Origin of the sequence: Kribbella sp. NBC_01510, assembly GCF_045040325.1 — a bacterium.
Classification (GTDB): domain Bacteria; phylum Actinomycetota; class Actinomycetes; order Propionibacteriales; family Kribbellaceae; genus Kribbella.
In genome coordinates this window covers 4,339,665-4,363,862 of record NZ_CP109418.1, presented here as the reverse complement: position 1 = coordinate 4,363,862, position 24,198 = coordinate 4,339,665, and the positions used below count along the sequence as shown (strand labels likewise).

Annotated in this window: 24 protein-coding genes; 15 read left to right on the top strand and 9 right to left on the bottom strand. The window is 68.4% G+C overall.

Going from position 1 to position 24,198, the window contains the following annotated elements; all coding sequences use genetic code 11:
• The first annotated feature begins 9 nt into the window (after positions 1–9).
• The 4 genes from OG558_RS21765 (at position 10) to OG558_RS21750 (ending at position 3,466) form a co-directional block, all read left to right on the top strand.
• Positions 10–930 (top strand): zinc-binding dehydrogenase, encoded by a 921-nt coding sequence (locus OG558_RS21765; protein WP_405071909.1) that lies wholly within the window; start codon positions 10–12, stop codon positions 928–930.
• Between the two features lie 163 nt (positions 931–1,093).
• Positions 1,094–1,861: a glucose 1-dehydrogenase gene (locus OG558_RS21760; RefSeq protein WP_329474767.1), complete on the top strand. Its 768-nt coding sequence runs from the start codon at positions 1,094–1,096 to the stop codon at positions 1,859–1,861.
• A 31-nt stretch (positions 1,862–1,892) separates the two neighbouring features.
• Positions 1,893–2,927: a Gfo/Idh/MocA family protein gene (locus OG558_RS21755; RefSeq protein ID WP_405071907.1), complete on the top strand. Its 1,035-nt coding sequence runs from the start codon at positions 1,893–1,895 to the stop codon at positions 2,925–2,927.
• Between the two features lie 173 nt (positions 2,928–3,100).
• Positions 3,101–3,466 carry a PRC-barrel domain-containing protein gene (locus tag OG558_RS21750; protein ID WP_405071906.1) on the top strand — a complete coding sequence of 122 codons (366 nt, stop codon included), beginning with the start codon at positions 3,101–3,103 and terminating at the stop codon, positions 3,464–3,466.
• A gap of 185 nt (positions 3,467–3,651) precedes the next feature.
• Here the strand turns inward: OG558_RS21750 and OG558_RS21745 are convergent, their stop codons facing one another.
• On the bottom strand, positions 3,652–4,836 hold the full coding sequence (locus OG558_RS21745; RefSeq protein WP_329474764.1) for an epoxide hydrolase family protein: 1,185 nt from the start codon (positions 4,834–4,836) through the stop codon (positions 3,652–3,654).
• Positions 4,823–6,037, bottom strand: a complete 1,215-nt coding sequence (locus OG558_RS21740) for an MFS transporter (protein ID WP_405071905.1) — start codon at positions 6,035–6,037, stop codon at positions 4,823–4,825. Before OG558_RS21740 ends, OG558_RS21745 begins: the two co-directional genes overlap by 14 nt.
• A 72-nt stretch (positions 6,038–6,109) precedes the next feature.
• On the opposite strand from OG558_RS21740, the gene OG558_RS21735 reads away from it, so the two are divergent.
• Positions 6,110–7,078, top strand: coding sequence for a GlxA family transcriptional regulator (locus OG558_RS21735; RefSeq protein WP_405071904.1), 969 nt, complete (start codon positions 6,110–6,112; stop codon positions 7,076–7,078).
• A 148-nt stretch (positions 7,079–7,226) separates the two neighbouring features.
• Positions 7,227–7,877, top strand: coding sequence for a hypothetical protein (locus OG558_RS21730; RefSeq protein WP_405071903.1), 651 nt, complete (start codon positions 7,227–7,229; stop codon positions 7,875–7,877).
• On the opposite strand, the gene OG558_RS21725 is transcribed toward OG558_RS21730, so the two are convergent.
• The 6 genes from OG558_RS21725 to OG558_RS21700 are packed head-to-tail and all read right to left on the bottom strand — an operon-like array spanning position 7,864 to position 14,272.
• On the bottom strand, positions 7,864–8,991 hold the full coding sequence (locus tag OG558_RS21725) for a mandelate racemase/muconate lactonizing enzyme family protein (protein WP_405071902.1): 1,128 nt from the start codon (positions 8,989–8,991) through the stop codon (positions 7,864–7,866). The two genes, OG558_RS21730 and OG558_RS21725, sit on opposite strands and share 14 nt — an antisense overlap.
• 26 nt (positions 8,992–9,017) lie before the next feature.
• On the bottom strand, positions 9,018–9,143 hold the full coding sequence (locus OG558_RS21720; protein ID WP_405071901.1) for a hypothetical protein: 126 nt from the start codon (positions 9,141–9,143) through the stop codon (positions 9,018–9,020).
• On the bottom strand, positions 9,140–9,796 hold the full coding sequence (locus OG558_RS21715; RefSeq protein ID WP_405071900.1) for an aspartate/glutamate racemase family protein: 657 nt from the start codon (positions 9,794–9,796) through the stop codon (positions 9,140–9,142). The genes OG558_RS21720 and OG558_RS21715 overlap by 4 nt, the downstream gene beginning before the upstream one ends.
• Positions 9,793–11,781 (bottom strand): glycoside hydrolase family 127 protein, encoded by a 1,989-nt coding sequence (locus OG558_RS21710; RefSeq protein WP_405071899.1) that lies wholly within the window; start codon positions 11,779–11,781, stop codon positions 9,793–9,795. The genes OG558_RS21715 and OG558_RS21710 overlap by 4 nt, the downstream gene beginning before the upstream one ends.
• Complete coding sequence (locus OG558_RS21705; RefSeq protein ID WP_405071897.1) at positions 11,742–13,025, bottom strand: four-carbon acid sugar kinase family protein; 1,284 nt, start codon at positions 13,023–13,025, stop codon at positions 11,742–11,744. The genes OG558_RS21710 and OG558_RS21705 overlap by 40 nt, the downstream gene beginning before the upstream one ends.
• Positions 13,025–14,272 (bottom strand): RuBisCO large subunit C-terminal-like domain-containing protein, encoded by a 1,248-nt coding sequence (locus OG558_RS21700; protein ID WP_405071895.1) that lies wholly within the window; start codon positions 14,270–14,272, stop codon positions 13,025–13,027. Before OG558_RS21700 ends, OG558_RS21705 begins: the two co-directional genes overlap by 1 nt.
• Before the next feature lie 79 nt (positions 14,273–14,351).
• Here OG558_RS21700 and OG558_RS21695 point away from each other — a divergent pair, with 79 nt between their 5' ends.
• From OG558_RS21695 to OG558_RS21655, 9 genes are all read left to right on the top strand, one after another.
• Positions 14,352–15,203 (top strand): phosphogluconate dehydrogenase C-terminal domain-containing protein, encoded by an 852-nt coding sequence (locus OG558_RS21695; protein ID WP_405071894.1) that lies wholly within the window; start codon positions 14,352–14,354, stop codon positions 15,201–15,203.
• Between the two features lie 47 nt (positions 15,204–15,250).
• A complete protein-coding gene (locus OG558_RS21690) occupies positions 15,251–15,976 on the top strand; it encodes a FadR/GntR family transcriptional regulator (protein ID WP_405071893.1) in 726 nt (241 codons plus the stop codon).
• Between the two features lie 173 nt (positions 15,977–16,149).
• Positions 16,150–17,004 carry an alkaline phosphatase family protein gene (locus tag OG558_RS21685; protein WP_405071892.1) on the top strand — a complete coding sequence of 285 codons (855 nt, stop codon included), beginning with the start codon at positions 16,150–16,152 and terminating at the stop codon, positions 17,002–17,004.
• Entirely contained in the window at positions 16,995–18,269 is a 1,275-nt protein-coding gene (locus OG558_RS21680; RefSeq protein ID WP_405071890.1) for an MFS transporter, read from the top strand. The genes OG558_RS21685 and OG558_RS21680 overlap by 10 nt, the downstream gene beginning before the upstream one ends.
• On the top strand, positions 18,266–19,252 hold the full coding sequence (locus tag OG558_RS21675; protein ID WP_405071889.1) for a TolB family protein: 987 nt from the start codon (positions 18,266–18,268) through the stop codon (positions 19,250–19,252). Before OG558_RS21680 ends, OG558_RS21675 begins: the two co-directional genes overlap by 4 nt.
• A gap of 331 nt (positions 19,253–19,583) precedes the next feature.
• Complete coding sequence (locus OG558_RS21670; RefSeq protein ID WP_405071888.1) at positions 19,584–20,033, top strand: hypothetical protein; 450 nt, start codon at positions 19,584–19,586, stop codon at positions 20,031–20,033.
• 51 nt (positions 20,034–20,084) lie between these two features.
• Positions 20,085–22,811 (top strand): AAA family ATPase, encoded by a 2,727-nt coding sequence (locus OG558_RS21665; protein ID WP_405071886.1) that lies wholly within the window; start codon positions 20,085–20,087, stop codon positions 22,809–22,811.
• 58 nt (positions 22,812–22,869) lie between these two features.
• Positions 22,870–23,223: a VOC family protein gene (locus OG558_RS21660; RefSeq protein ID WP_405071884.1), complete on the top strand. Its 354-nt coding sequence runs from the start codon at positions 22,870–22,872 to the stop codon at positions 23,221–23,223.
• Positions 23,224–23,265: 42 nt separating this feature from the next.
• Entirely contained in the window at positions 23,266–23,658 is a 393-nt protein-coding gene (locus OG558_RS21655; protein ID WP_329474747.1) for a VOC family protein, read from the top strand.
• Between the two features lie 62 nt (positions 23,659–23,720).
• Here the strand turns inward: OG558_RS21655 and OG558_RS21650 are convergent, their stop codons facing one another.
• Entirely contained in the window at positions 23,721–24,194 is a 474-nt protein-coding gene (locus OG558_RS21650) for a hypothetical protein (RefSeq protein WP_405071882.1), read from the bottom strand.
• Positions 24,195–24,198 lie beyond the last annotated feature (4 nt).

Below are 24,198 nucleotides of genomic sequence, written 5' to 3'. Positions count from 1 at the left end.
GGTCAAGGTGTGCTCGCTTTGACCACCACGGCAACCGCGCCGCACGTCGTGCTGACCAGCGTGGCGGATCCGGTCCCGTCGCGGAACGAGGCTCTGGTTCGGGTCCGGGCGTTCTCGCTCAACCGCGGCGAGGTTTTGGATCTTCCGGGATTACCTGAAGGGTCAGTCCCGGGTTGGGACGTGGCCGGTGTCGTCGAGCGGGGCGCCGCGAATGGGGCAGGGCCGCCCAGCGGGACACGAGTGGTCGGATTGGTAAGGGCTGGAGCATGGGCGGAGTTGGTGTCTGTCCCCACCACCATGCTGTCGCCGGTTCCCGGCAACGTCGCTGACGTGCAGGCCGCCACACTACCCACGGCCGGTGTGACGGCATTGCGGAGCTTGGAACTCGGCGGGCTGGTGCTCGCGAAGCGGGTTCTCATCAGCGGCGCGACGGGTGGCGTGGGGCGGATCGCCGTGCAGCTGGCCCGCGCGGCAGGTGCGCACGTGACTGCTCTGGTGCGCAACGCAACAGTGTCTGCTCCATTGCTTCACGAACTGGGTGCTCGCGAGGTCATCGAGCGGCTGGAGGGAGACTTCGACCTGGTCATCGACTGCGTCGGGGGCGCCGTCTTCGGGCAGGCCGCGGAGCACCTTGCGCAGCGCGGCATTCTGGTCAATATCGCCACTCAGAGTCCGGACCACACGGTGCCCTTCCGCGCAGGCCGGTTCGATCGGTCCCCAGGCGCCAAGATCTACACCCTGAATCAGTGGGACGAAAGCGCCGCGCAGGGCGGCGCTGCCAACGACCTCGCTCGCCTTTGTGCTCTGGTCGCCGATGGGCGCCTCGACGGGCAGGCCGAATACGAAGGCTCCTGGCGCGAACCGGAGATCGCTGTCGAGGCTCTCCTGAAGCGCACGATCGGTGGCAAGGCAGTGTTGCACGTCGACTGAAACCCGTCTCAGCGCGACTGCACGCAGCGTGACCTGGCGACGTAGGCGCCGCTTGAGACGGTGGATGGCGCGTCTGGGCCGGGTACGGCAGGCTGCTGGCATGGCGCGTGAGGACTCTGACTCGACGCGCTCCAGCGGGCTGACGTCACCCCGAAAGGACAGCATGAACGCTCTGCAGAAGTTCTCGCTCGAGGGCAAGGTTGCCCTCGTGACCGGTGGGAGCCGGGGTCTTGGACGTGCGATGGCCGAAGCGCTCGGCGATGCGGGTGCTGCGGTAGCGGTCACCGCGCGAACGCTGGCTTCGGCCCAAGCGGCCGCCGAGGAGCTGAGTGCGCTCGGCATTCGCGCGTACGGCGTACAGCTCGAGGTGTCCGATGTCGAGGACGTCGAACGTGCGGTCGAGCAGGTGAGCACCGAGTTCGGTGAGATCGATGTGCTGCTCAACAACGCCGGCATCGGCGTCGCGGGCCGGGCCTTCGAGACGCCCGACGAAGCATGGCATGAGGTGTTCTCCGTCAACGTCGACGGCGTCTGGTACTGCAGTCGTGCGGTCGGACGCCGGATGGCGGAGCGAGGTGGCGGCACGATCGTCAACGTCGGTTCCATGTCGGCCGAGATCGTCAACCAGCCCCGCTGGCAGGCGTCGTACCTCTCGTCCAAGGCCGCGGTCCATCAATTGACCAAGGCGCTGGCGGCTGAGTGGGCGCCGCACGGGATCCGCGTGAACGCGATGGCGCCTGGATACTTCCTCACCGAGATGTCGCCCGTCGACCAGCCGGAGTTCAAGGAGTGGTGCGTCGATCCCGCTGCCATGAAGCGCTATGGGTTGCCACCAGAGCTGGGGCCGGTGGCGATCTTCCTGGCCAGCGAGGCGTCCAGCTTCATGACCGGCTCGATCGTCAAGGTCGACGGCGGCTTCACCCTGTTCTGAGGCCGGCTTCCCATCTCCTGAAAGGTCTTTCATGGTCACCATTGGCATCGTCGGCGCCGGACTGCGCGGGAGGCTGTTCGCCGAGGCTCTCCAGGCGCAGCCGGACGTCACGGTCGTCGGTCTCGCGGAACCCTCGGCCAAGGTGGCCGAGGAGGCGAGGGATGCCACGGGCCTGCCCGTCACCGCGTCGCACTCCGAGTTGCTCGAGTCATTCGATCCGGACGCCGTGATCGTGGCGACCCCTGACTTCGCCCACCGCCAGATTGCCGTCGACGTGGCCGAGGCCGGTAAGCATCTGCTGATCGAGAAGCCGGTCGCCACCAACCTGGAGGACGCCCATGCGATTGCTGCGGCGGTTCACCGCTCGGGCGTTCGATGCCTCGTCGGCTTCGAGAACCGTTGGAACCCGCACGTGGTGCAAGCCAAAGCGGCGATGACGTCGGGGAGCCTCGGCGAGCCGATCACGGCGTCAGCCACCCTGAGCAACTCGTTCTTTGTGCCGACCACCATGCTGTCGTGGGCGGCCCAGTCGTCGCCGGCCTGGTTTCTGATGCCGCACACCGTCGACCTTGTCCTGTGGCTCACCGCCAGGTTGCCCGTGTCGGTGAGCGCGGTGGGATCTCGTGGTGTCCTCGCGAAGCGCGGCATCGACACCTGGGACGTGGTGCATGCCCTGGTCACCTTCGACGACGGATCGACGGCGACACTCTCATCGGCGTGGACACTGCCGGATGCCGGTGACGGCATAGTCGACTTCCGGTTCCAGGTGATCGGCACCGAAGGGTCGGTGACGGCGGATCTGTCCCATCAGGGCCTCACTGTGGTGAGCGACAAGTACCGGTCGGCGTGGCCGGTCTCCGGCCGGATCGGGCGATCACAGGTCGGTCCTGCCGTGTGGATGGTCCAGGACTTCGCGGCGGGTCTCGTGGACGGCGGCGAACTCGGGCCGGGCATCGACCACGGCGTACTGGTCACGCAGATCATCTGCGCGATCGAGGACTCGATCACCACCGGACAGCCCGTGGACCTGAGCGATCCGAGCACCCAGGCCACGCGCCGCGCCTGACAAGCCGCCAACCGGCGCGGACCTGAACTCGCGGTGTCCTGCTTGATCGCGCGGGCGGTGGGTACCGGGCTCGCACCATGCTCGAGACACCGGGTGCCGGTCTCGGGCTGGCGCGCGCGTGTCACGGGTTCCCTTGCTGGGCCAACGCCCACCTGTACGAAAGGCGAACCGCCATGTCGATGAACGCATTCGACCCTTGGAACTACCGAACGACGGCCGGCTACACCCAGGGCACCGACCTGACCGGGTACAAGATCGCCGCCCTTGACGGTGATATCGGCAAGGTCGACGAAGCCACTGACCAGACCGGCACCTCCAGCTTGGTGGTCGACACCGGACCGTGGATCTTCGGGCGCAAGGTGCTGCTGCCGGCCGGCGTGGTCGAGAAGGTCGACCATGACGACAAGAAGGTCTATGTCGACCGGACCAAGGACCAGATCAAGGACGCCCCTGAGTACAACTCCGACGCCGGCGTCGACGACGACTACCGGACCCGGCTCAGCGGCTACTACGACGACACCTACCGCTCCGGCATGTAGCCACCCCTGACCCGAGCGTTCGGCGGCCGCCGCGCCGCGGAACCACCGGCCCCCGGCCGCCGAACGCACGGACCGCTCACGATCACACCTCAGTAGTTGTCCGGAGCAACGGTCATGGACAGCGGAGGACCGGCGCGTCGCTCAGACGACCAGGAACCCCGGTGCGGCCCTCACGACGCGGTGCACTAGCGCGTGCCGATTTCATCGAAGAATGCTGCGATGTCGCGGCTGAGCGACTCGGGTTGTTCGGCGGCCGGGAAGTGCCCGCCTCGGGGCATTGGTGTCCAGCGGCGGATGTTGTACAGGCGCTCCGCCCACTCGCGCGGCGGGCTGCCGTCATCGATGAACTGGTTGGCGAACAATGCGACCGCAGTGGGGACGGTGACGACATCGATTGACCGGAGCTGGGCAGCCAGGTCGCGGTTGTCGACGTAATCTCGCATCGACGTGGTGATTGTCTGCGTCGCCCAGTAAATGGTGACGATCGACAGCAGCAGGTCGCGGGAGAAGGTGGCGTCCAGGTCGCCCGCGGAGTCGGCCCAACCTCGCCACTTCTCGAGTATCCACGCCGCCAAGCCGGCGGGTGAATCGTTGAGCCCGTAGCCGACGGTCTGCGGTCGGGTCGACTGAATGGCACCGTAGCCACGGTCGTCGTCTCGCCACCGCCGGTACTGAGCCAGGTAGTTGCGTTCGGCCTCGGACAACGGCCGCGATCCCGGGCCGGTGTACGGAGGCAGGTCAAGATTGCCGAGATGGATGCCGAGCATGGGCGCGGGTTCGTCCAGCGCCATGAACGTTGTGACCGCCGAACCCCAGTCGGTGCCGTGCGCGCCGTACTGCGAGTAGCCGAGCCCGCGCATCAGCCGATGCCACTGCGCCGCTACGTATCGGCTGGTCACACCGGTGCGGGCGGGCCGCTCGGAGAAGCCGTATCCGGGAAGTGAGGGGATCACGACATCAAAGCCGGGCCCGTCGAGGCCGTGAGCGGCTGGGTCGGTCAGCCACGGCACAAGGGGCAGGAACTCGACGAAGCAGCTTGGCCACCCGTTCGTCAAGACCAGCGGGATGCCGCGGCCGGTCCGGGCCCTCTCGTGCACGAAATGAATCCGGACACCGTCCACATCAGCCACGAAGTGAGCGAAGCTGTTCAGCCAGCGTTCCTGAGCATGCCAATCGAAGCCGTCCGCCCAGTACGTCAGCAACCCTCGCAAGTAGGCGAGATCCGTGCCCTGCCGCCACGGTGCGTCCGGCGAGTCAGGCGGCCATCGTGTGCTCCGGATCCGGGCCGCCAGGTCGCCCAAGACCTCTTCGCTCACCGAGATCGTGAACGGCCTCGGGTCGAACGTCGACGCCGCGTCAGTCGACTCCATCCCTCCACCCTGCCATGGATCCGGCCAGCCACAAGGCCGCCACTGTCGCGACGACGAGGGTGATGGTGAGAGCGTGTAGGGCCGTCCAGTCGAAGCGTGTGTGGGAGATCGTCAGCAGGTACGGCACTGCGAATCCGAGATAGCACAGCGCCTGGTACGCAGCGGTCGCTGATCCGAGTCGTGCCGGATGAGCTACGCGCTGGACGTCAGAGAGACCGGCGAACTGGGTGATGCCGTATGCCGCACCGAGTGCGATGCACGCGATCAGCACTGGCAGGACGGTTGCGGTCGCGGCGGCCCACACTGCCACCGCGAGCGCGACCACGACACTTGCCATTGCGACGAGGAGCAGGCGTCGTCCCGCCACGCGGGCGGCGGCGGGCTGTACGACGACGGCGGCAAACGCCGGCACCGCAGTCGCAACTGCGGCGAACGCCACTGGCGAGGCCCCGGCGCCGGACGCCACCAGACCCGGGAGGAAGGCCAGAGCGATAGCCGCGGTGCCGAACACCCACGGTGCGAATGGCAGCAGCACGAACAACAGGTACCGGGCAGGCAAGGTCCGGCGCGGCGCAGGGTGCGAATCGGCCGGCCGGCTGTCCGTCACGCCAGCGCGTGCTCGACGCAGGAGGAGCAGCGCCGAAGCCGCGAGTACCAGATGAGGTAGATAAGCACTGACTTCGGGCATCGGAGCCCACTGCGCGACGACTCCCGCAACCAGCGGCCCGATCCCAAATCCAGCGGACATCGCGACAGTTGTCCTCCTCGGCCCCGCACTCGCGACTCCTTCGGTGACGGACAACTCACCGATCCAGGCTGCGCCCGCGCCGAAGCCCAAGCCGCTACTGGCCCCGGCCAGCAGCCGACCTGGGTACAGGCACCACAGATGAACTGCTCCCAGAATCAGGGTCAGGCTCCCTGCGAGCGAGAGCAGCACGGCTGCTTGCACGACCTTGCGTCGCCCGATGCGGTCGGACCACCGCCCGCCGGTCACGAGTGCCGGGACGAGACTGACGGCGTACAGCGCGAAGAGCAGACCCGTTGCCGAGGCCGAGACCCCGTGCTGCTGATACAGCACGATCAATGGGGAGAACTGGTTCGCACCCCACCCGATCGCCGCGATCGCGACTCCTGGCCACACCCAGTCGCGGGCAGCAGTTGTCGAACGGTCAGCTACAAGCGCGGGATCTCTGCCGGTCATGGATACCAAGCATTACGGTCGCCGTACGCCGCAAACAGTGTCCGATCAGACGTCTGAGATACGATTTCGGACATGGCTCACGTCATCGCCCTCGCGCTCAGCGACGGCGTACCCATCTTCGAACTGGCTGCGCCCGCCGCCATTTTCGGCACGAACCGGTCAGAGCTGACAACCACGGACTGGTACGACCTGCGGGTCTGCAGCCCCGCGAACGCCCGCGTCGACGCGTGGTTCACCACGACAACGCCCTACAGGTACGACGACCTCATCGCGGCCGACACCGTGATCGTGCCGGCGTGCCACGACGAGGCACTCGACCCGCCCCTGGACCTCGTCGACGCGGTACGGAGTGCCGCCGAACGCGGAGCACGCGTCGTCTCCCTTTGCACGGGTGCGTTCGTCCTTGCCGCCGCCGGGCTTCTGGACGGGCGTCGCGCCACGACACACTGGTTGCACGCAGCAACCCTGGCCGACCGCTATCCCCACATCGAGGTCGACCCCGCCGCACTGTACGTCGACGAGGGACGCGTGCTCACGTCCGCCGGCAAGTCCGCGGGCATGGACCTGTGCCTGCACATCGTCAGATGCGACTACGGAGCCGACGTGGCCAATCAGGTCGCCCGTCGACTCGTGACACCTCCCCATCGCGAAGGTGACCAGAGCCAATACATCGACCCGACCCAACCGCGTGCCACCCACGACACACTCGGAAACGTCATGGACTGGGCGATCAGTCACCTGGGCGAACCGATCACGGTCGAACAGCTCGCCAGGCACGGCCGCGTGAGCGTCCGCACCCTTCACCGGCACTTCAATTCTCACGCGGGCACCAACCCCCTCGACTGGCTCAACAGCCAACGCGTACGCCGGGCTCAGCAACTCCTCGAGACCACTGGCCTGCCCATCGAACACATCGCCTCGCACTGTGGATTCGGAACCGCAACTGCTTTCCGACGACAGTTTCGCCGGCTCCTCGACACCACCCCTGACAACTATCGCCGCACCTTCACCACCGATGTCGTCACACCGCCCGCGCGGTGACACGCAGGCGCCGTCCTGACCACCTGGTTCTCATTCACGGTGATGGCGCTGGGCGCGGCCGAGCCGGGTGTGTGGGCTCATCCGCGCCGGGGGAAGCGCCTGGCAACGGGACTGCCTTACGGTCTGCGGGTTGGGGGGTGGTGCGCACGTGATCGGTCATGCGCTGGTCTCTGTTCCGAGGCCGGCTACCCGGCGGGGCTGGGACGTCGCGATCGCCGTGGGGTTCGCGATCGGGTCGGCGTGCTTCTTCATCGGGCCGTTCCCCGGGTTCGTCCAGCTCGTGGGTTCCGCGACGGACGGAGTGGTCTTCTTCGTCGGCTCCATCTTCTTCACCCTCGCCGCTGCCATGGAACTGCGGGAGGGGACCGTACGGCGCGGGCACCGGTGGGGCCATGATCCGTCCTGGTGGACTGCCGCGGTCCAGTTCGCCGGCACACTGCTGTTCAACGTCAGCACGTTTTCCGCGATGCAGGAAAGCCTGTCGACCCAGCAGGAGAACCGGCTGATCTGGGCGCCTGATGTGTTCGGCTCGGCGTGCTTCCTCGTGTCCGGCGCGCTGGCCTACCGCATGACGGCCGGACCGGGGCTCCGCCCGCGGCGTGTGGACCGGACGTGGACGACAGCCGCAGTGAACCTGCTCGGATGCATCCTGTTCGGGATCTCGGCCATCGCATCGTTCATCGTGCCGTCCACCGGTTCGATACTCCACCTGGCCGCCGCGAACTGGTGCACCGTGCTCGGCGCCCTCTGCTTCTTCATCGGCGCCCTCCTACCCCTGCCCCGTCTCACCAGTTCGTGACGGATCCGTCTGGGCCGTGGAGGCGGGGAATGGTGGTCGTTGCGGGGGGCACGGCCTGGGACAGATCGGCGGTGATGCCGAGGCCTGGCGCATCGGATGCGGTCAAGCGGCCTGGCTCGGCGATGATCGTCGAGGTGAAGGCACCCAGCGGGGCGGTAGCGCGGTGGGCCTGTTCCTGCACGCTCACGTTCGGCAGGGCGGTGTTGAACTGGGTGGACGCCGCGGTACAGAGCGCACCGATCGAGTTGTGCAGCGCCAACTGCACGTGGTGCGTCTCGCACAACGCCGCGATCTTGCGCCCCTCGGTGATCCCGGTGTGACCGAGATCGATCCGGGCGTGGTCGATCAACTCGTCCTCGACCAACTGCCGGAACTCCCACTTCGTGCAGAGCTGCTCCCCCGCCGCGATCGGTACGCCGACCCGCCCCCGGAGCGACTTGTATTCCGAGAGGTGCTCACTGCGCAGCGGGTCCTCGACGAAGAACGGCCGCATCGGCTCCAGCTCGCGACACAGCTGCACCGCCTCGGCCAGGTCGAGCCGGGTGTGGACGTCGATCAGCAACTCGATCTCGTCGCCGAGTCCGGCCCGCAGCTCCTGCATCAGTTCGACCGACCAGCGGACCGCACGACGCGCGTCGTACTCCGGCTCCTGCGGATCCCAAGCCGTCAGCCGCAGGTGCCGCCAGCCCTGACCGGCCAGGTCGGAGGCATGGTTGAGCACGTCGTCCATCGACCCACCACGCACATGTGCGTACGCCGGGACGTAGTCGCGCGACCGGCCGCCGAGCAGCTCGTGCACGGGGACACCCAGTGACTGCCCGCGGATGTCCCACAGCGCGATGTCGATCCCGGCCAGCACCGAGGCGTGATGGCGATCCGAGGGGAAGAAGACCGACCGGAAGCCCAGCTGCCAGATGTGTTCGATCCTGGTCGCGTCGACCCCGACGAGCAGTGGTCGCAGGTCCTCGACCAGCCCCGCCGCGGCCCGTTCGCGACCACGCATCCCCACCTCGCCGAGACCGGTCAAACCGTCGTCGGTCCTGACCACTGCCACCAGCGCCGGCCAGTCATCGGCAGCCGGCAACATCACCAGGTCGATCTCCTCGATCTTCATGGCTTCACCCCATCACAGGCCAGGCCTCAGCCGTTTCTCGGGATGAGCGGGAAGCGGGGCCGGTAGCCGGCGAAGACGCGCTCCAGTTCGTCGACCATGAGCTCGAAGAACCGGGGCCGCTCCTGTTGAAGCCCGATGAGCGGTTGCATCATGCGGTCTTCTCCGCGAGGTGAGCGGCCAGTCGGCGTACGCCGCGCTCCGGACTGGTCAGGACCGGCACGGGCACCTGGAGACCCGCGGCCGCCGACGCCATCGATGCCTGGGCGAGGACCACGACGTCACTCGCCGCCGCCCGGTCCTCGATGGCCGCCGCCACCAAGGCGTCGTGACGAGCGCGATCCCCGTTGACCGCGGCCTCGAACGCATCCGGTACGACGGTCTCCTCGATCCGTACGTCGCGACCGAGCAACTCGGCCCGCTCACGCAGGAGCGCGGCCGTCGGCCGCACGGTGGTCCGCAGTGTGGCGACGACACTCACCCGGTCGCCCGCCTGCACGGCTTCGTCCGCCATCGCCTCGTCGACCCGGTAGACCGGGACCCCGAGACGATCGGCGAGTGGCCCGGCGTACTGCGAGATGGACGAGCAGGTGAACAGCACGGCGTCGGCACCGGCGGCGACCGCGGCGTGACCGAGATCGGCCAGCCGCTGCTCGATCTGCTCGGGCGCCACGCCGTGGCCGAGATCGCCGACGATCTTGTCGTCGAGCAGGTTCTGCACCTCGACGTCCGGGAGCAGTTCGGCGGCGAGATTGGCGAACGCGGGGATGACGACGGCCCCGGTGTGCAGGAAGGCGATGCGCTTCATACGGCGCTCCTCTCGAGGGTGCGGATCAGGGGCAACCAGACGGTCATCTCGCCGTGTCCGCGGTTGGCCCACAGGGCGTACGGGACGAACTGCAGGTCGATGGCACGTGCCGGTGTGCGGTCGAGCTCGGCGTACAGAGGACTTTGCGAGCTGGGGAGGACGGCGGCCGCGACGTGCAGCAGGGCGTGACCCGCGAACATCCCGCCGCCCGGCGTGACCGTGATGTTCGCGTCCTGCGGGATGGCCACGTCCTCGATGCCGGTTCCTTCGGGCAGGTCGGCGCTTTCCAGGCAGTAGACGACCGGGCCACGGACGACGCACACCTGGTTGGTCGCCTCCTCGACGAAATGGTGAGCGGTCAGCAGGCGCGGCCGCAGCGGAATCCGAACGGTGACCGCATCGCGATGCCACTCGCGGTCGAGGACGACATAGCCGCGGTCCATCGCGGCCGGCTCGACCGGAGAGCCGTCGATCTCAACGCGGTCCGCCCAACCCGGCACACGGATGCGTAGTTGCCCGCGAACCGGACGCTCCGCCTCGACGGACAGCTCGATGTCACCGGAGACCGGGAAGTCCGTCCGTTGCCGCACCGTCACGGGCACGCCGCCGAAGCTCGTGCGGACCTCGCCGCTCACGAACTGATGGACCCACAACTCGTCACGGCCTTGCCCGTAGACGTAGTACGGCAACTCCGCCATGACGCGCGCGATGTTCGGCGGGCAGCAGAAGCAGGCCTGCATGTACTCCTGGCGTTCCCGTCGGTCCGACGGCGGTGGAGCGACGTCCCTGGGATCGCCCGGCCTGCGCAACGGGTAGGTGAGGCCGCGAACCTGCCGGAGTGGGTTGACGTAGAAGTACGTCGACCCCTCGTACCCGACCATCGCCGGCAGCGCGTTGAACAGCACTCGCTCGATCTCGTCGGCGTACTTCGCGTCCCCCGTGCGGATCAGCATCCGCCAGGCCCAGAACACCAGACCGAGCGACGCACAGGACTCGTTGTAGGCCGTTGTGTGCGGCAACTGATAGGGCCGGCCGTACGACTGGTGCACCTTGGTCACCGAGTAGTAGTCCTGGCCGGCGTCGGGCGAGGCTCCGTCGTACAGCGCGCCGCAGCCGCCGGTGACATACAGCTTGCTCGACACCAGGTCGTCCCAGATGCTGTCCAGCGCCGCGACGACCGCTGTGTCTCCGGTCTCCACCGCGTAGTCCGCCATCCCGGCATAGAGGTAGTTGGCGCGGACCGAGTGACCCACGGCCCGGCGCTGGTCTCGTACCGGCAGTACGTCCTGGTTGTCGTCTGTGCCCGCGCCGCCCTTGCCGCCGTGCAGGTCGAGCAGCGTCGCCGCCAGTTCGAGATGCCGGCGGTCACCGGTGATCCGGTAAAGCTCGACGACACCCATGTAGTGCGACGGGCAGACGTTGCACTCGGCCAGCCGCTCCGGCTTCTGTACGGCGAGGAAGTCGGCGACCCGGATCGCGACAGCCAGGAGGGTGTCGTCGCCGGTGACGCGGTGATGAACGCAGGCGAGCGTCATCAGGTGCCCGAAGTTATAGGTCTCGAAGTCGGTGCCGATGGCAAGTGGTTCGACGTCGTCGCCGTGGCGCCGGGCGATCTGGGTCTTGGTGTGCAGGTACCCGTCCTCGCGCTGCGCCCGGGCGATGACCTTGGCCGCCTCGGCGACGGCCGACCGCGGCTCCGGATCCTCCGTCTCGGCCGCCGCGACGGTCGCCGCCTCGAGCCACTTGTAGAGATCGCCGTCCATGAACGGCGGCCCGTTGTGCTCGCCCGGTACGTCGCCGGCGGCCACCCGGAAGTTCTCGCCGGCATGCGCGGTGGCCGGATCGAACATGATCGCGCCCATCGAGGGAATGGTCTTCTCCAGAGCACGGTGGCGCAGCGCTGCCAATGGTCCGTCGCCCGCGAGTGACACCGCGGCCACCGAGGTCATTCGAGCGTGAGCGCTGGCACCGGTGTCGGTGAGCATGCAGCCTCCTTCAGGGAGCGACCATGGCGGATGTCGTCGAAGAGCGAGGTGTGCCCCATCTGCCCGCCCTTGAGGACGAGCTCGACCTTTTGCAGGTGCGCGGCGGGGCCGCTCGCGTGGCAGAGCACGACGTTGCCCCACGGACGGGCGGCGATGCCGAGCCGTTCGACCCCGAGGCGGCGCAGCACGTTGCCGGACGTGTCGCCCCCGGAGAGCGCCAGACGGGTGTTCTGCTGCCGGCGCAGGCTGCTGTCGGCGATCGCGGCCAACCTGTGTTCGATTTCGGCACTGGGAACGGACCGATCGGTCATCGACGAATCGACGAGCACACCTGCACCTGCTCGGAGTGCGGTCTGGACGAGTCGCGTCGTGTCCTCCTCGAACAGGTCCAGTACGGGCCATCCGGCCGCGGTCGCCGCGTCGACCTGCACTCGGGTGAGCCGGGAGCGACTACCGTTCAGGACCAGGGTGGGACCGGTCGCCGGCTCGACGTCGGTCGGGAGCGATGGCAACCGATCGCTGACCTGCAAGCGCCGTCCGAGCGCGCCGCTGATCCCACCTGAGCCGATGACGAACCGCTGTCCCGTTCGGCCGGTGAGGATCGCGGCAGCCAGCCGGTCCAGCTCTTCGTCACTGATCGCATCACAGACGACGCCGGACTCGTCCGCCTCGTCGAGCAGCCGCCTCAGTTGCACGGGATCGCCGTACGACGGCCAGTGCGCACCGCCGATCGCCAGCTCAGTCTGCGCGCCAAGGTGCAGTCGCAGGTCGGACTCGTGCACCGGCGTCACCGGATGCGAGCTCATGGTCGGCTGCCGGTCAAGGCGGAAGACAACGTCGTGATCGCGCGCGAAGTGGTGACTGAAGAAGGTGTACCGGCCGGCATCGGGCTGGGCGAACACGATAGGCACCGGGGCCGAAGGGAACAGCTCGATCGCCAGCTCGAGCACGCGACCGATGCTTCCCGTCTGCGGTGCTGAGTCTGCGGTCGAGCACGCCTTGTACTGAACGACTCTGGTGCCGAGCCCGCGGAGCCGGCGCAGGGCGGGAACGACCTCGGCGTCCATCTCGCCGGTCGGCAGCGACCGCCCTGTGCCGGCGATACCGAGGACGTCCGTCGCGTTGACGTCGACCTCGACATCGGGCCCGGTCACGAGGACGCCCGACAGTCCGGCGCGACGGAACTGCAGGAGCGCGTCGACCGAACCGGTGAGGTCGTCACCGTAGAAGGCGGCAACGGCCATCAGGCTCTCCCGAACGTGTTCAGCGCGGCGGCCAAGGCGGGGACCGCGGCGGCGCGCTGGTCCAGCGGCTCACCGGATGTCGCCGCCTCCCAGGCCTCCCGCATCGCGAGCACTCCGGCGGCCGATCCCTGTGGGTGACCGTGGATTCCACCCCCGGAGAGCACGAGCAGGTCGGTGCTCCGCGTCCGCGCGTACGTCGTATGGGCGAGCCCCGGGGTCTGCGCCGAGGACAGGACGGGCAGCGCCTCGTACCCACCGAGCAGCGGCGCGCGCACCGCTGCGATCGAGGCCAGCACCTCGTCGTCGGTCTCGTAGAACTTGTTGGCGAACCCGTTGGTGTGCAGGTGATCCGCGCCGGCGATCCGGGCGAGTTTCTGCCAGACCCGGAAGTCGATGCCCAGCTGCGGCGAACGGGCGTACGCGCCGTACATCGCCCGATGCCCATGGATGGGCAGCTGTGTACGCCGGCTCAAGTACTCCAGTCCGGCGAGCCCGACCAGATTCACGCAGACCATGACGCAGGTACCGCCGGCGGCGAGCACCAGGTCGTGGTTCGGCTCGAGCCGGTCGAGGTCGTCGGTGATGTTGAAGGCGTACATCGGCTGCCGGCCGTTGCGATCGGCAACTTCCTTCAGGGCGTCCGTCACCACCCGCACCCGCTCCCGCAGGGGCAGGCCGGGCGGATTGCCCTGGAGCTCGTCGTCCTTGATGAAGTCGATTCCGGCATCGCCGAGCTCGATGACGAGCTGGGCGAGCTGTGCACCGCTGAGACCGATGCTGGGCTTCACGATCGTGCCGATCATCGGGCCGTCCGGCCGATCGAGCAGGCGCCGCGTCCCCACGACCCCGAAGCGCGGCCCCGGGTACCGCTCGGCGAAGGCTGCCGGGAGCTCGAGATCGACCAGCCGCAACGCCCCGACGTCGCGCAACTCGAACAGGTTGCCGGCCACGGCGGCGAGAAGGTTCGGTATCGAGGGCCCGAAGTTCGCCAGCGGAAACCGGACCGTCACGCGGCCTCGGCGTACGTCGTGAGGGTCGCCGGTCATCCCCGGAAGGGGCGGACGTCCGCTGGGCGGCAGTTCGTCGACGGCCACGACCTGCGCGGCATGGCGGGCCCGCAGTTCGTCGCTCTCGCGGGCGACGCGGACGAACGTGCCGCAGGACTGCTCACCCGCGATCACCTCGGCAGCTCGGTCCAGCGGGACCGCGCTCTCGATCTCGTAAACAGCCGTCACGTAGTCGGACACGGGGCTCAGATTGACACGTTTCAGACAAATTGGTCAACCAGTTGACCGATCTTTCCCCAGGGACCTACATTCGGGTGTCATGAGCACGCAGCAGGAGACAGTCGTCGTCATCGGAGCGGGCGGCAGGATGGGCCAACGGGTCTCGGCGAATCTCGCGACCAGCCCGTACCAGGCCTTGTACTGCGAGACGTCGGCAACCGGCATCGAGCGGGTGAACGCGGCGGGGCGGACCGTCACCGCGGCCGCCACAGCCGTGCCCCAGGCGGATGTCGTCGTACTCGCGACCCCGGACACCGTGCTCGGTCAGGTCTCGCACGACGTCGTTCCGCTGATGAGGGACGGGACAGTCCTCCTCACCCTCGACCCCGCGGCTGCCTACGCCGGCCTGCTCGCAACCCGGGACGGCGTGACCCAGGCAGTCGCACACCCGTGTCACCCGTCGGTGTTCCTCGAGCGGACCAGCGCCGAGCAGTGGGCCGACACGTTCGGAGGGATCAGCGCACCCCAGGATGTCGTCGCAGCCGTCGACGACGCTGCAAGCCAGGGCCGGGTCGAGGAGGTCATCCGGGTCATCTACGGCCCGGTCCTCGACGTCCACTGGGTCACGGTGAAGCAGCTCGCCGTACTGGAGCCCACTCTCGTCGAGACCGTCGCCTGCATGGTCGGCACGCTGCTCAAGGAGGCGCTGGCCGAGACCGTGCACACCGTCGGCGTGCCCGAACCGGCGGCCCGGGCGATGCTGTACGGGCATGTCCAGATCGCCCTCACGAACGCCCTGCGCGGATCGCACTCGTTCTCCGAGGCCTGTGAGATCGCGATAGCCTACGGCCGCGAGACGATCATCAAGGATGACTGGAAGCGCATCTTCGACGACGGCGAGCTCGATCGGGTGATCACCAGAATGCTTCGTCTCGAGCCGTCGACCCGGTGAGGGTGTGCCGGGAGCCGGCGGCGACGCCGCGCTGAGGGGCGGGCGATGTGAGCGAGGGGCAAGGCACGCCGTTCATCCGGACGCGGTTCCGGCCGGTCCAGCGCCTGTCCACCGCGAGCCTGGTTGCCCGCCAGCTGATCGAGCAGCTCGGCGCCGAGCACATCCCGGTCGGGGCCAGGCTGCCGTCCGAGCGGGATCTCGCGCAGATGCTCGGAGTGGGCCGATCGACGCTCCGCGAGGCGATCGCCGCGCTGGAGCTGCTCGGCCTGGTCGACATCCGCCCGGGCTCCGGGTCGTATCTGCGAGCGGACAGCACACAGCTGCTGGCACAGGCACTCGAGTGGAGCCTGGCGCTGGGCGAGCCCGAGATCGGCGACCTGGTGGAGGTGCGCGAACAACTGGAGCTGCTCGCGGCCCGGCTCGCCACCGAGCGGGCCGACGAGACCCAGCTCGAGCGTCTCCGCGAGCACGTCGACCGGATGCGTGACGCGGGCGACGACGTCGAGGCATTCGTGGCGGCGGACATCGCCTTCCATCTCGAGATCGCCACCATCGCGCAGAACGTCGTACTGCACAGTCTGCTCACCAGCATCCAGTCGCTGCTGGCCGACTGGTTCGATCGGACGCTGCGGGTCCCGGGGACCATCGAGGCCACGCTGGCCGAGCATCAGGCCGTCTTCACCGCGATCCAGCAGGGCGACCCGGACGCGGCTGAGACCGCCATGGCCACCCTGATGACCGCCGCCGACCACCGCGTACGCCGCTCTCGCTGAGCCGCCGCCTCACGCTGTGCGAGCACGCGGATCGCCTGAGCGATCGCGCGCTGTTCACCTCGCGCACATCTGAGGTGCTCGCAGCATTCGGCCTGGAGCGGCCGTCGGCTCTCAGGATTGGCCGCGGCCCTGACCGTCCGATCAGGGTCCGCCCATCCTTGTGAGGAGGATTCGTGATACGGAAGCGCATTGCGGCCGCGGTCGCGGTCGCGGCGGCTCTCATCGCCTCGGCGACGGCGATCACCACCGCCACCTCGCCCACCGCGCAAGCGGCGGCGAGCGTGCCGGTGTTCGATCACATCGTGCTGGTGATGTTCGAGAACCACGCGTACTCGCAGCTCAACGGCAGCTCCAGTGCCCCGTACTTCAACAGCCTGGCCGGCCAGGGCGCGAAGTTCACCCAGTCGTACGGCGTCACCCACCCCAGCGAGCCCAACTACCTGGCGATCTTCTCCGGGTCGACCCAGGGCGTCACCGACGACAGCTGCCCGCACACCTACAGCGGCAACAACCTCGGCAAGCAGCTGATCACGGCGGGCAAGACCTTCAAGGGCTACTCCGAGAGCATGCCCTCCGACGGATACACCGGCTGCTCGAGCGGCCAGTACAAGCGCAAGCACAACGGCTGGGTCAACTTCACCACCGTGCCCGCCGCCAGCAACGTCAGATTCACCGCGTTCCCGAGCTCGACGAACTATGCCAGCCTCCCGACCGTCTCCTACGTCACCCCGAACATGTGCAACGACATGCACGACTGCTCGGTCAGCACGGGTGACACCTGGCTCAAGAACAACCTGGACGCGTACGCGCAGTGGGCGAAAACGCACAACAGCCTGCTGATCGTCACCTTCGACGAGGACAACGGCGGATCGTCGAACCACATCCTCACCACGTTCGTCGGCGCCCACACCCAGGTCGGCTCGTTCTCCAACCAGATCAACCACTACAACGTGCTGAGCACGATCGAGAGCGCCTACGGCCTCTCGCATCTGAACTCGGCTCCGGAAATCACCAACGTGTGGAACTGACAGCCACCGTGTACCTCTCCACGATCGACCAGTCGCGCCCCGCGAACAAAGGTCCGCGGCGCGCGCTGTTCCTGGTGAGCGGCAACGTGTTCGCACTCGGCGCGGTCAGCCTGATCACCGACATCTCCTCGGAGATGGTGACCGCGGTTCTGCCGGTCTACCTGGTGCTCGGCCTGCACTTGAGCCCGACCGTGTACGGCGTTGTCGACGGCACGTACACCGGTGCGACGGCGCTGCTGCGGCTTGTCGGCGGGTACGTCGCCGACCGGGCGAGCCGCCGTAAGTTCATCGCCGGCCTCGGCTACGGGCTGTCGGCGGTGGCCAAACTCGGACTGCTTGCCGCGGGCAACGCTGTCGGCGCGATCGGTGCGGTGATCGCGATCGACCGTACCGGCAAGGGCCTGCGTACGGCGCCGCGCGACGCACTGATCACGCTGTCCACCCCGCTACCCCTGTACGGCCGCGCGTTCGGCGTCCACCGGATGATGGACACCATCGGCGCCTTCACCGGGCCGCTGGTCGCGCTCGGCATCCTGGCGGCCACCGCGCAGGCGTACGACGCAGTGTTCATGGCCAGCTTCTGTATCGCCGCGTTCGGGGTGCTGGTGCTCGTGCAGTTCGTCCGGGACCGCCGCGACGAACAGCCACCCAAGGGCACGGTGGCGCTGTCCGCGCTAGGTGGCCTGCTGCGGATGGCTCCGGTGCGGCGGTTGGTGGTCGCCGCGGGCCTGGCCGGTCTGGTGACCATCGGCGACGGATTCGTCTACTTGCTGCTGCAGCGGCGGGAAGAGCTGGGCATCGGCTGGTTCCCGTTGCTTGCCGTGGGCACCAACTTGTCCTACCTGCTGCTGGCCACACCGCTGGGCGTACTGGCCGACAAGATCGGCCGGCTGAAGGTGGTGCTCGGCGGCTACACCGCACTCGTGCTGGTCTACCTGCTGCTGTTCGGACCGGTCGGCGGTTGGCCGCTGCTCGTGATGGTGCTCGCGCTGTACGGACTCTTCTACGCCTCCACGGACGGAGTGCTGATGGCACTGGCGGGACCGGTGCTGCCGGTGGCTCTGCGTACGACGGGAATCGCGCTGATCCAGACTGGACAGGCGTTGTCCTACTTGGTCTCCTCGGTGCTCTTCGGACTCGCGTGGACCGTGTGGGGACCTGCGAGCGCGACCCGGATCGCCGCGGCACTGGTCGCCGTGGCAGTGCTCGCGATCGACCTGCTGCTCCGCGGCATCCCAGCCACGGCCACGGAGAAGCAGGCGTGACGCGCCGGGTGCTGGTCGCCCCCCTCGGGGCGCTGCTGCTGACCGCGGTCGCGGTCGGGTACGGCGCGTTCACGGTGACGCGTGATCACACGCCGGTGGCCGCGGCGACAAACGGGCTGAGCCTCACGGGCGGGCCGCGGATCCTGTTCCGCAGTACCGCGCCGGACAGCATGGGTCATCTGGCGCTGGTGGCGAAGAACCATCCGGACGGGCCGCGCTCGGTGTCCACGCTGAGCTGCCTGCGCGTGTACGCCGCCGGCGGCACCGGCGCTTGTCTACGCCAAGACGGCGCGCTCAGCACGTTCCAGGTCGCCATCCTCGACAAGAACCTCCAAGTGGAGAGAGCCATTCCGCTCGTCGGGGTCCCGAATCGCACCCGGGTATCCGCGGATGGACGCATGGTGGCCTGGACGGTGTTCGTCGCCGGGGACTCGTACAACCACGGGCGGTTCTCCACCCGCGCGGGACTGATCGACCTCGAGAACGAGGACACCGTCGACTCACTCGAGTTTCTCTCGGTGACTCTGGACGGCCACCCCTACACCGCCGCCGATCTCAACTTCTGGGGCATCACGTTCGCCCCCGGCGACGACAACCACTTCTACGCCACGATGTCCACCGCCAGCCACCGCTACCTGGTGCAAGGCGACATCGCCGCCAAGACAATCCGCACCATCACCCAGAACGTCGAATGCCCGTCCCTGTCCCCCGACGGCAAGCGCATCGCCTTCAAATCAGCCATCAACGGAGACCCGACCAAGGGCTGGCGCCTCTCCGTCCTCGACCTGGCTTCAGGCGCACGGACCCCCCTGGCCGAAACCCGCACCGTAGACGACCAGCCCTCCTGGCTGGACCCCAACACCATCGCCTACGCCATCCCACGAGCTCCCGCCGACGCCGACATCTGGACAGTCCCAGCCGACGGCACGGGCACCCCCCACCTCCTCATCCCCCACGCCGAATCCCCCGCCCCACTCGGCTAGTGCCGCGGCAAGCAAGCTTGGCGAGGTAATCCGGCGTGACCACCGCCCCGAAGCCGCCCCCGGCGGCCAGATGCGGGGTTCTCCCCTCATCTGGCCCCTTCACCCCCGGCATGCGGTGGGTAGAAGGGTGCATCTGCGAGGTTCTCCCCTCAAATTGACCCGCGTGGCTGGGACGCTCAGTGCGGTAACGGCCTCAATGGTTCTTGGCGAGGCGCAAGCTCTGCACGAAGCCGAACGCGGGCCCGTGGGAACTACTGGTGCGATGCGTGGTCTGGGTGCGGGAGTGTGTGGTCAGTGAGGGACTTCCTGAGCCCACAGACTAGGAGTGCACATGTCCACGATTCGGCTGCATGCGACTACGAGCTCGACGCCTGAGCAGTTCGTCAACGGGCTGACGGACTTCGGGCCGGGGCGTGCGGAACTCTTCGGGAACAGCACCGACGAGTATCTCGTGGTCCACAGCCGCGGCGATCACGACGCCGACGTCACCGAAGGGTCCGCCGGAATCTGGGAACGGCTGCACTACGACTGGTCCGACCCGAACCACGTCGTCCTGACCACCACCGACTCCAACATGTGGGGCGGAAGGTCCGGCCACACGTATGACCTCACGCCGCAGCCCGACGGAACGACGGCGATCGACGTCACGGTCGTGCGCGAGGGCAAGAACCTCAAAGGACGCGCGCTCGGAGTCGTCGTCGGCATAGTCGGCAAGCGCCTCCTGGCCAAAGCCTTCGCGAACACGGTCAAGGCCATCGAAGCCCGAAACACCGGGGGCTGATCCGTCGGCGTTGCGTTGGGGGGATCTCGGGTGCAAGCCTGAGGCGTGGCGATGGCGGATCGTGAACTGCGCGGCCGGTTGCGGGAGCGCGCCGTACTGGACCGGATGATCGACGCGGCGCGGCAGGGACGGAGCGAGGCCCTGGTTCTGCGCGGTGAGGCGGGAGTCGGGAAGTCGGCGCTCCTGGACGCCCTGGTGGCACGCGTCAACGGCTGCCAGGTCGCGCGCGCCGTCGGGATCGAGTCCGAGATGGAGCTCGCGTACGCCGGTCTCCATCAGCTCTGCCGCCCCTTTCTCGACGGGATGGAGCGGCTGGCGCGGCCGCAGCACGAGGCCCTCGGTACGGCGTTCGGCCTGCTGAGCGGGACGGCGCCGGATCGATTCCTGGTCGGCCTCGCCGTACTGAACCTGCTGTCCGACGCGGCCGCCCACCAGCCGGTGCTGTGCGTCGTCGATGACGCCCAGTGGCTCGACCTGATGTCGGCGCGGATCCTCGCGTTCGTGGCCCGGCGGCTGGAGGCGGAGTCCGTGGTCATGGTCTTCGCCGTCCGCGACGGGGAGGACCACGAGCTGTCCGGACTCGCGGAGCTGGAGATCCGGGGCCTCGACGACGCCGACGCACGGGCACTGCTGGATTCGGTGCTGCCGGGGCCGGTCGACCCGCGTGTTCGCGACCGGATCGTGGCCGAGACGCACGGCAACCCGCTGGCCCTGCTCGAACTGCCCCAGGCCTGGACCGCGGCGGAACTGGCGGACGGCCTGAGTGCGGGCACACTGGCCGGCCGGATCGAGGAGAGCTTCGTACGGCGGCTCGAAGTCCTCCCGCCGGACACCCGGCTCCTGCTCCTGACCGCCGCGGCCGAGCCACTCGGTGACGCACCTCTGCTCTGGCAAGCGGCCGAACGACTCGGCCTGGGCGCCGACCCGGCAGCAGGAGCCATCGAGTCGGGACTGATCAGCTTCGGCCAGCACATCGCCTTCCGGCACCCGTTGGTGCGCTCGGCGGCGTACCGGATGGCCACCGCCCGGGATCGGCAGGCAGTGCATCAGGCGCTCGCCGAGGTGACCGATCCCGACCTCGATCCGGATCGGCGCGCGTGGCACTGGGCCCAGGCATCCGCGCGACCGGACGAGCAGGTCGCGGCCGAGCTCGAACAGTCGGCGCGCAGAGCGCAGGCCCGCGGCGGCTTCTTCGCCGCCGGCACCTTCCTCGAGCGCTCCGCGGAGTTGACCCCCGAGCCCGCCCGCAGGGCTCGGCGAGCACTTGATGCGGCAGTGGCGAAACGCAGTGCCGGCGCCCTCGACGCGGCGCTGAGCCTGCTCGGAGCCGTGACCGCCGGGCCACCGGACGCGCTGCGGGTGGCGGAAGTCGAACGGCTGCGCGGATCGATCGCCTTCGACCAGGGACGCGCCCGTGAAGCCGCCCGGACCCTGCTCAACGCCGCCAAGCAACTCGACCGGCACGATCCCGGCCGGGCGCGCGTGGCCTACCTCGAGGCGATGTCGGCCGCTATCTGGGCCAGCGGTCCCGATGCGCCGGGCATTCTCGCGTTCGCGGCAGCCGAGGCTCCTCCCCCACTGGCCTCGGAGCCACCGGCCGACGTTCTGCTCCAGGCACTCGCGCTCCGCTTCACCCGCGGCTACCCGGCAGCCGCGCCGCACCTCACCAAGGCCCTCGACCAGGCACGCGAAGCCCAGATCGACGCCCAGAACATCGGAGACTGGCTCTGGCTCGCCGGCAACCGCGCCAGTGGGATCATCGCGGTCGAGGTCTGGGACTTCGACGCCGCCCACGAACTCGCGCTCAGACAGGACCGGATGGCCCGCGAGACCGGCGCGCTCGTGCAGCTGCAGTTCGCACTCAACTTCCGTGCCAACCTGTTGTGTCTGACCGGCGATCTGCAGGCAGTCGGCTACCTGGTCGAGGAGGACCGCGACCTCGCCTCGGCGACCGGCAACCCCGTGGTCGGGTACGCCAGGCTTCTGCTCGAGGCCTACCGAGGCGACGAGACGACAGCGACCGCGCTGATCGACGCCACCGCCCGGGAGGCCACCGCACGCAGCCAGGGCCGGATGGCAGCCTTCGCGACGTACGCGAACTCCGTCCTGCACAACGGCCTCGGCCGGTACGACGCCGCCCGCGACGCCGCGCTGCAGGTGTTCGAGCAGGATGTCCTCGGGTACGGCGTACTGGTCGTCGGCGAACTCGCCGAGGCGGCATCCAGGACGGGCGACACCAAACTCGTCGAGACAGCACTCGCCTGGCTGACCGAGCGCACCACGGCCACCCCGACAGACTGGGGACGGGGAATCGAGGCGCGCGCCCGTGCGCTCCTGGCCTCAGACGAGACCGCCTACCGCGACTCGATCGAGCACCTCGGCAGAACACCACTCCGCGTCGAGATCGCCCGAGCCCACCTCTTGTACGGCGAATGGCTACGGCGCGAGGGACGTCGCCTGGACGCCCGGGAACAGCTGCGCACCGCCCATGAACAACTGACCGAGATGGGACTCGGGGCCTTCGCCGAGCGGGCCCGCCACGAACTGCTCGCCACCGGCGAGACGGTCCGCAAGCGCCGACCGGACACACTCAACGACCTGACCGCGCAGGAAGCGCAGATCGCCGGGCTCGCCCGCGACGGCATGACCAATCCCGAGATCGCGGCCCAGCTGTTCATCAGCCCCCGCACCGTGGAGTGGCATCTCCGGAAGACGTTCTCCAAGCTGGGGATCACCTCGCGCCGGCAGCTCAAAGGTGCGCTGGCCCGGATCGGCTGACGAACACCAGTGGTTTCCACGGACGCGACGCCGTACGGCGGAGCCGACTATGGGCCTCGTGGACAGCAAACTCGAGGCAATCGTCGTTCCGGTATCCGACGTGGACCGGAGTCGGCATTTCTACCGTGCCCTGGGGTTCCGGCTGGATCGCGATGATGCAGCCGGGGCTGTGCGGGTCGTTGCACTGACTCCGCCGGGCTCATCGTGCTCGATTCTCATCGGCACGGGCATCTGCTCGGCCACGCCGGGTTCGTCCTGCGGCCTGTTGCGGGTGGACGATCTCGAGGCGGCCTGCGCCGAACTCCAGGCTCGTGGCGCGGCGCTGCGGCCCGCCTCCCGGTGGCCGACCGGCGTCCCTTACGTGGAGTTCGACGATCCCGACGGCAACCGGTGGCTGCTGGTGGGGAGTTGAGTTCTGCGGGCTCGTGCCGCTTACTGTGGCCAGGAGGTGGCGATGCCCGCACTCGATGCTGTTTCACACCTTTCGCTGACCGTGACCGACCCGGGGCGTAGTGCCGACTTCTACAACCGGGTGCTCGGTACCGAGACCCTGTTCTCGTCGAGCGGCGGCCCCTTCAGCCTGGTGGTGGTCGCCCGTCAGGGGCTGATGATCGCCCTGCGCGACCATCCGGGGATGACGGATCAGGGCTTCGACCCGAGCCGGATCGGGCTCGACCACGTCGCGTTCCAGGTGCCGTCCCGCGCCGACCTGGAAGCCTGGCACACCAACCTCGCCGCGGCAGGTGTCGCCTGCTCGGAGATCGAGGTCAGTCCGTTCGGGCTGCACCTCAACCTGAAGGATCCCGACAACATCGCCATCGAGCTCTTCGTGTCCGAGCCCACCTGACCACGAAAGCCGGCCGGAGCACGAGGCTCCGGCCGGCTTTCAGGTGGGACGATGGCCGATCGTCACACCTCGGCCCGGTTCGCCGGGGCGGCCGGGATGTTGCGTGCCTCGATGGCCCGGACCGTCTCGTCGAAGGCCTTGGCCAGCACGCGCTTGCCGCCGAAGGCGAACACGAACGCGAGCAGGTGGCCCTTGAGGTTCTTGCCTTCGCGCACGATCACGACGTCGATCTCGGTCGCGCCGTCCGCGTGCCGCTTGAACGTGTAGGTGTGACCGGAGGCGCCGCCCCAGAGGTTGGAGTCGACGGTCGTCAGGACGACGTGGTGCGGGTCGGACCAGTTGTAGTGCAGGCGTTCCCAGACGCCGCCCGAGCCCTCGGTGACATCGGCGTACCCAGGTCCCTGGTCGTGCACCTTCAGATAGTCGTCGTGGCTGTTGGGGAAGAGCTTCGAGCGGCCGGGCCCGAAGTCGGTGAGCCCGGCGATGAACTGCTCGGGCGTCGCGGTGGTGATCTCGGTGAAGTGAATGGTGGTCATCGGT

Excerpts from the sequence above, each read along its gene's own strand:
- OG558_RS21760 (WP_329474767.1), top strand. The coding sequence starts at position 1,094 with ATGAACGCTCTGCAGAAGTTCTCGCTCGAGGGCAAGGTTGCCCTCGTG.
- OG558_RS21755 (WP_405071907.1), top strand. The coding sequence starts at position 1,893 with ATGGTCACCATTGGCATCGTCGGCGCCGGACTGCGCGGGAGGCTGTTC.
- OG558_RS21750 (WP_405071906.1), top strand. The coding sequence starts at position 3,101 with ATGTCGATGAACGCATTCGACCCTTGGAACTACCGAACGACGGCCGGC.
- OG558_RS21745 (WP_329474764.1), bottom strand. The coding sequence starts at position 4,836 with ATGGAGTCGACTGACGCGGCGTCGACGTTCGACCCGAGGCCGTTCACG.
- OG558_RS21740 (WP_405071905.1), bottom strand. The coding sequence starts at position 6,037 with ATGACCGGCAGAGATCCCGCGCTTGTAGCTGACCGTTCGACAACTGCT.
- OG558_RS21735 (WP_405071904.1), top strand. The coding sequence starts at position 6,110 with ATGGCTCACGTCATCGCCCTCGCGCTCAGCGACGGCGTACCCATCTTC.
- OG558_RS21725 (WP_405071902.1), bottom strand. The coding sequence starts at position 8,991 with ATGAAGATCGAGGAGATCGACCTGGTGATGTTGCCGGCTGCCGATGAC.
- OG558_RS21720 (WP_405071901.1), bottom strand. The coding sequence starts at position 9,143 with ATGATGCAACCGCTCATCGGGCTTCAACAGGAGCGGCCCCGGTTCTTC.
- OG558_RS21715 (WP_405071900.1), bottom strand. The coding sequence starts at position 9,796 with ATGAAGCGCATCGCCTTCCTGCACACCGGGGCCGTCGTCATCCCCGCG.
- OG558_RS21710 (WP_405071899.1), bottom strand. The coding sequence starts at position 11,781 with ATGCTCACCGACACCGGTGCCAGCGCTCACGCTCGAATGACCTCGGTG.
- OG558_RS21705 (WP_405071897.1), bottom strand. The coding sequence starts at position 13,025 with ATGGCCGTTGCCGCCTTCTACGGTGACGACCTCACCGGTTCGGTCGAC.
- OG558_RS21695 (WP_405071894.1), top strand. The coding sequence starts at position 14,352 with ATGAGCACGCAGCAGGAGACAGTCGTCGTCATCGGAGCGGGCGGCAGG.
- OG558_RS21670 (WP_405071888.1), top strand. The coding sequence starts at position 19,584 with ATGTCCACGATTCGGCTGCATGCGACTACGAGCTCGACGCCTGAGCAG.
- OG558_RS21665 (WP_405071886.1), top strand. The coding sequence starts at position 20,085 with ATGGCGGATCGTGAACTGCGCGGCCGGTTGCGGGAGCGCGCCGTACTG.
- OG558_RS21655 (WP_329474747.1), top strand. The coding sequence starts at position 23,266 with ATGCCCGCACTCGATGCTGTTTCACACCTTTCGCTGACCGTGACCGAC.
- OG558_RS21650 (WP_405071882.1), bottom strand. The coding sequence starts at position 24,194 with ATGACCACCATTCACTTCACCGAGATCACCACCGCGACGCCCGAGCAG.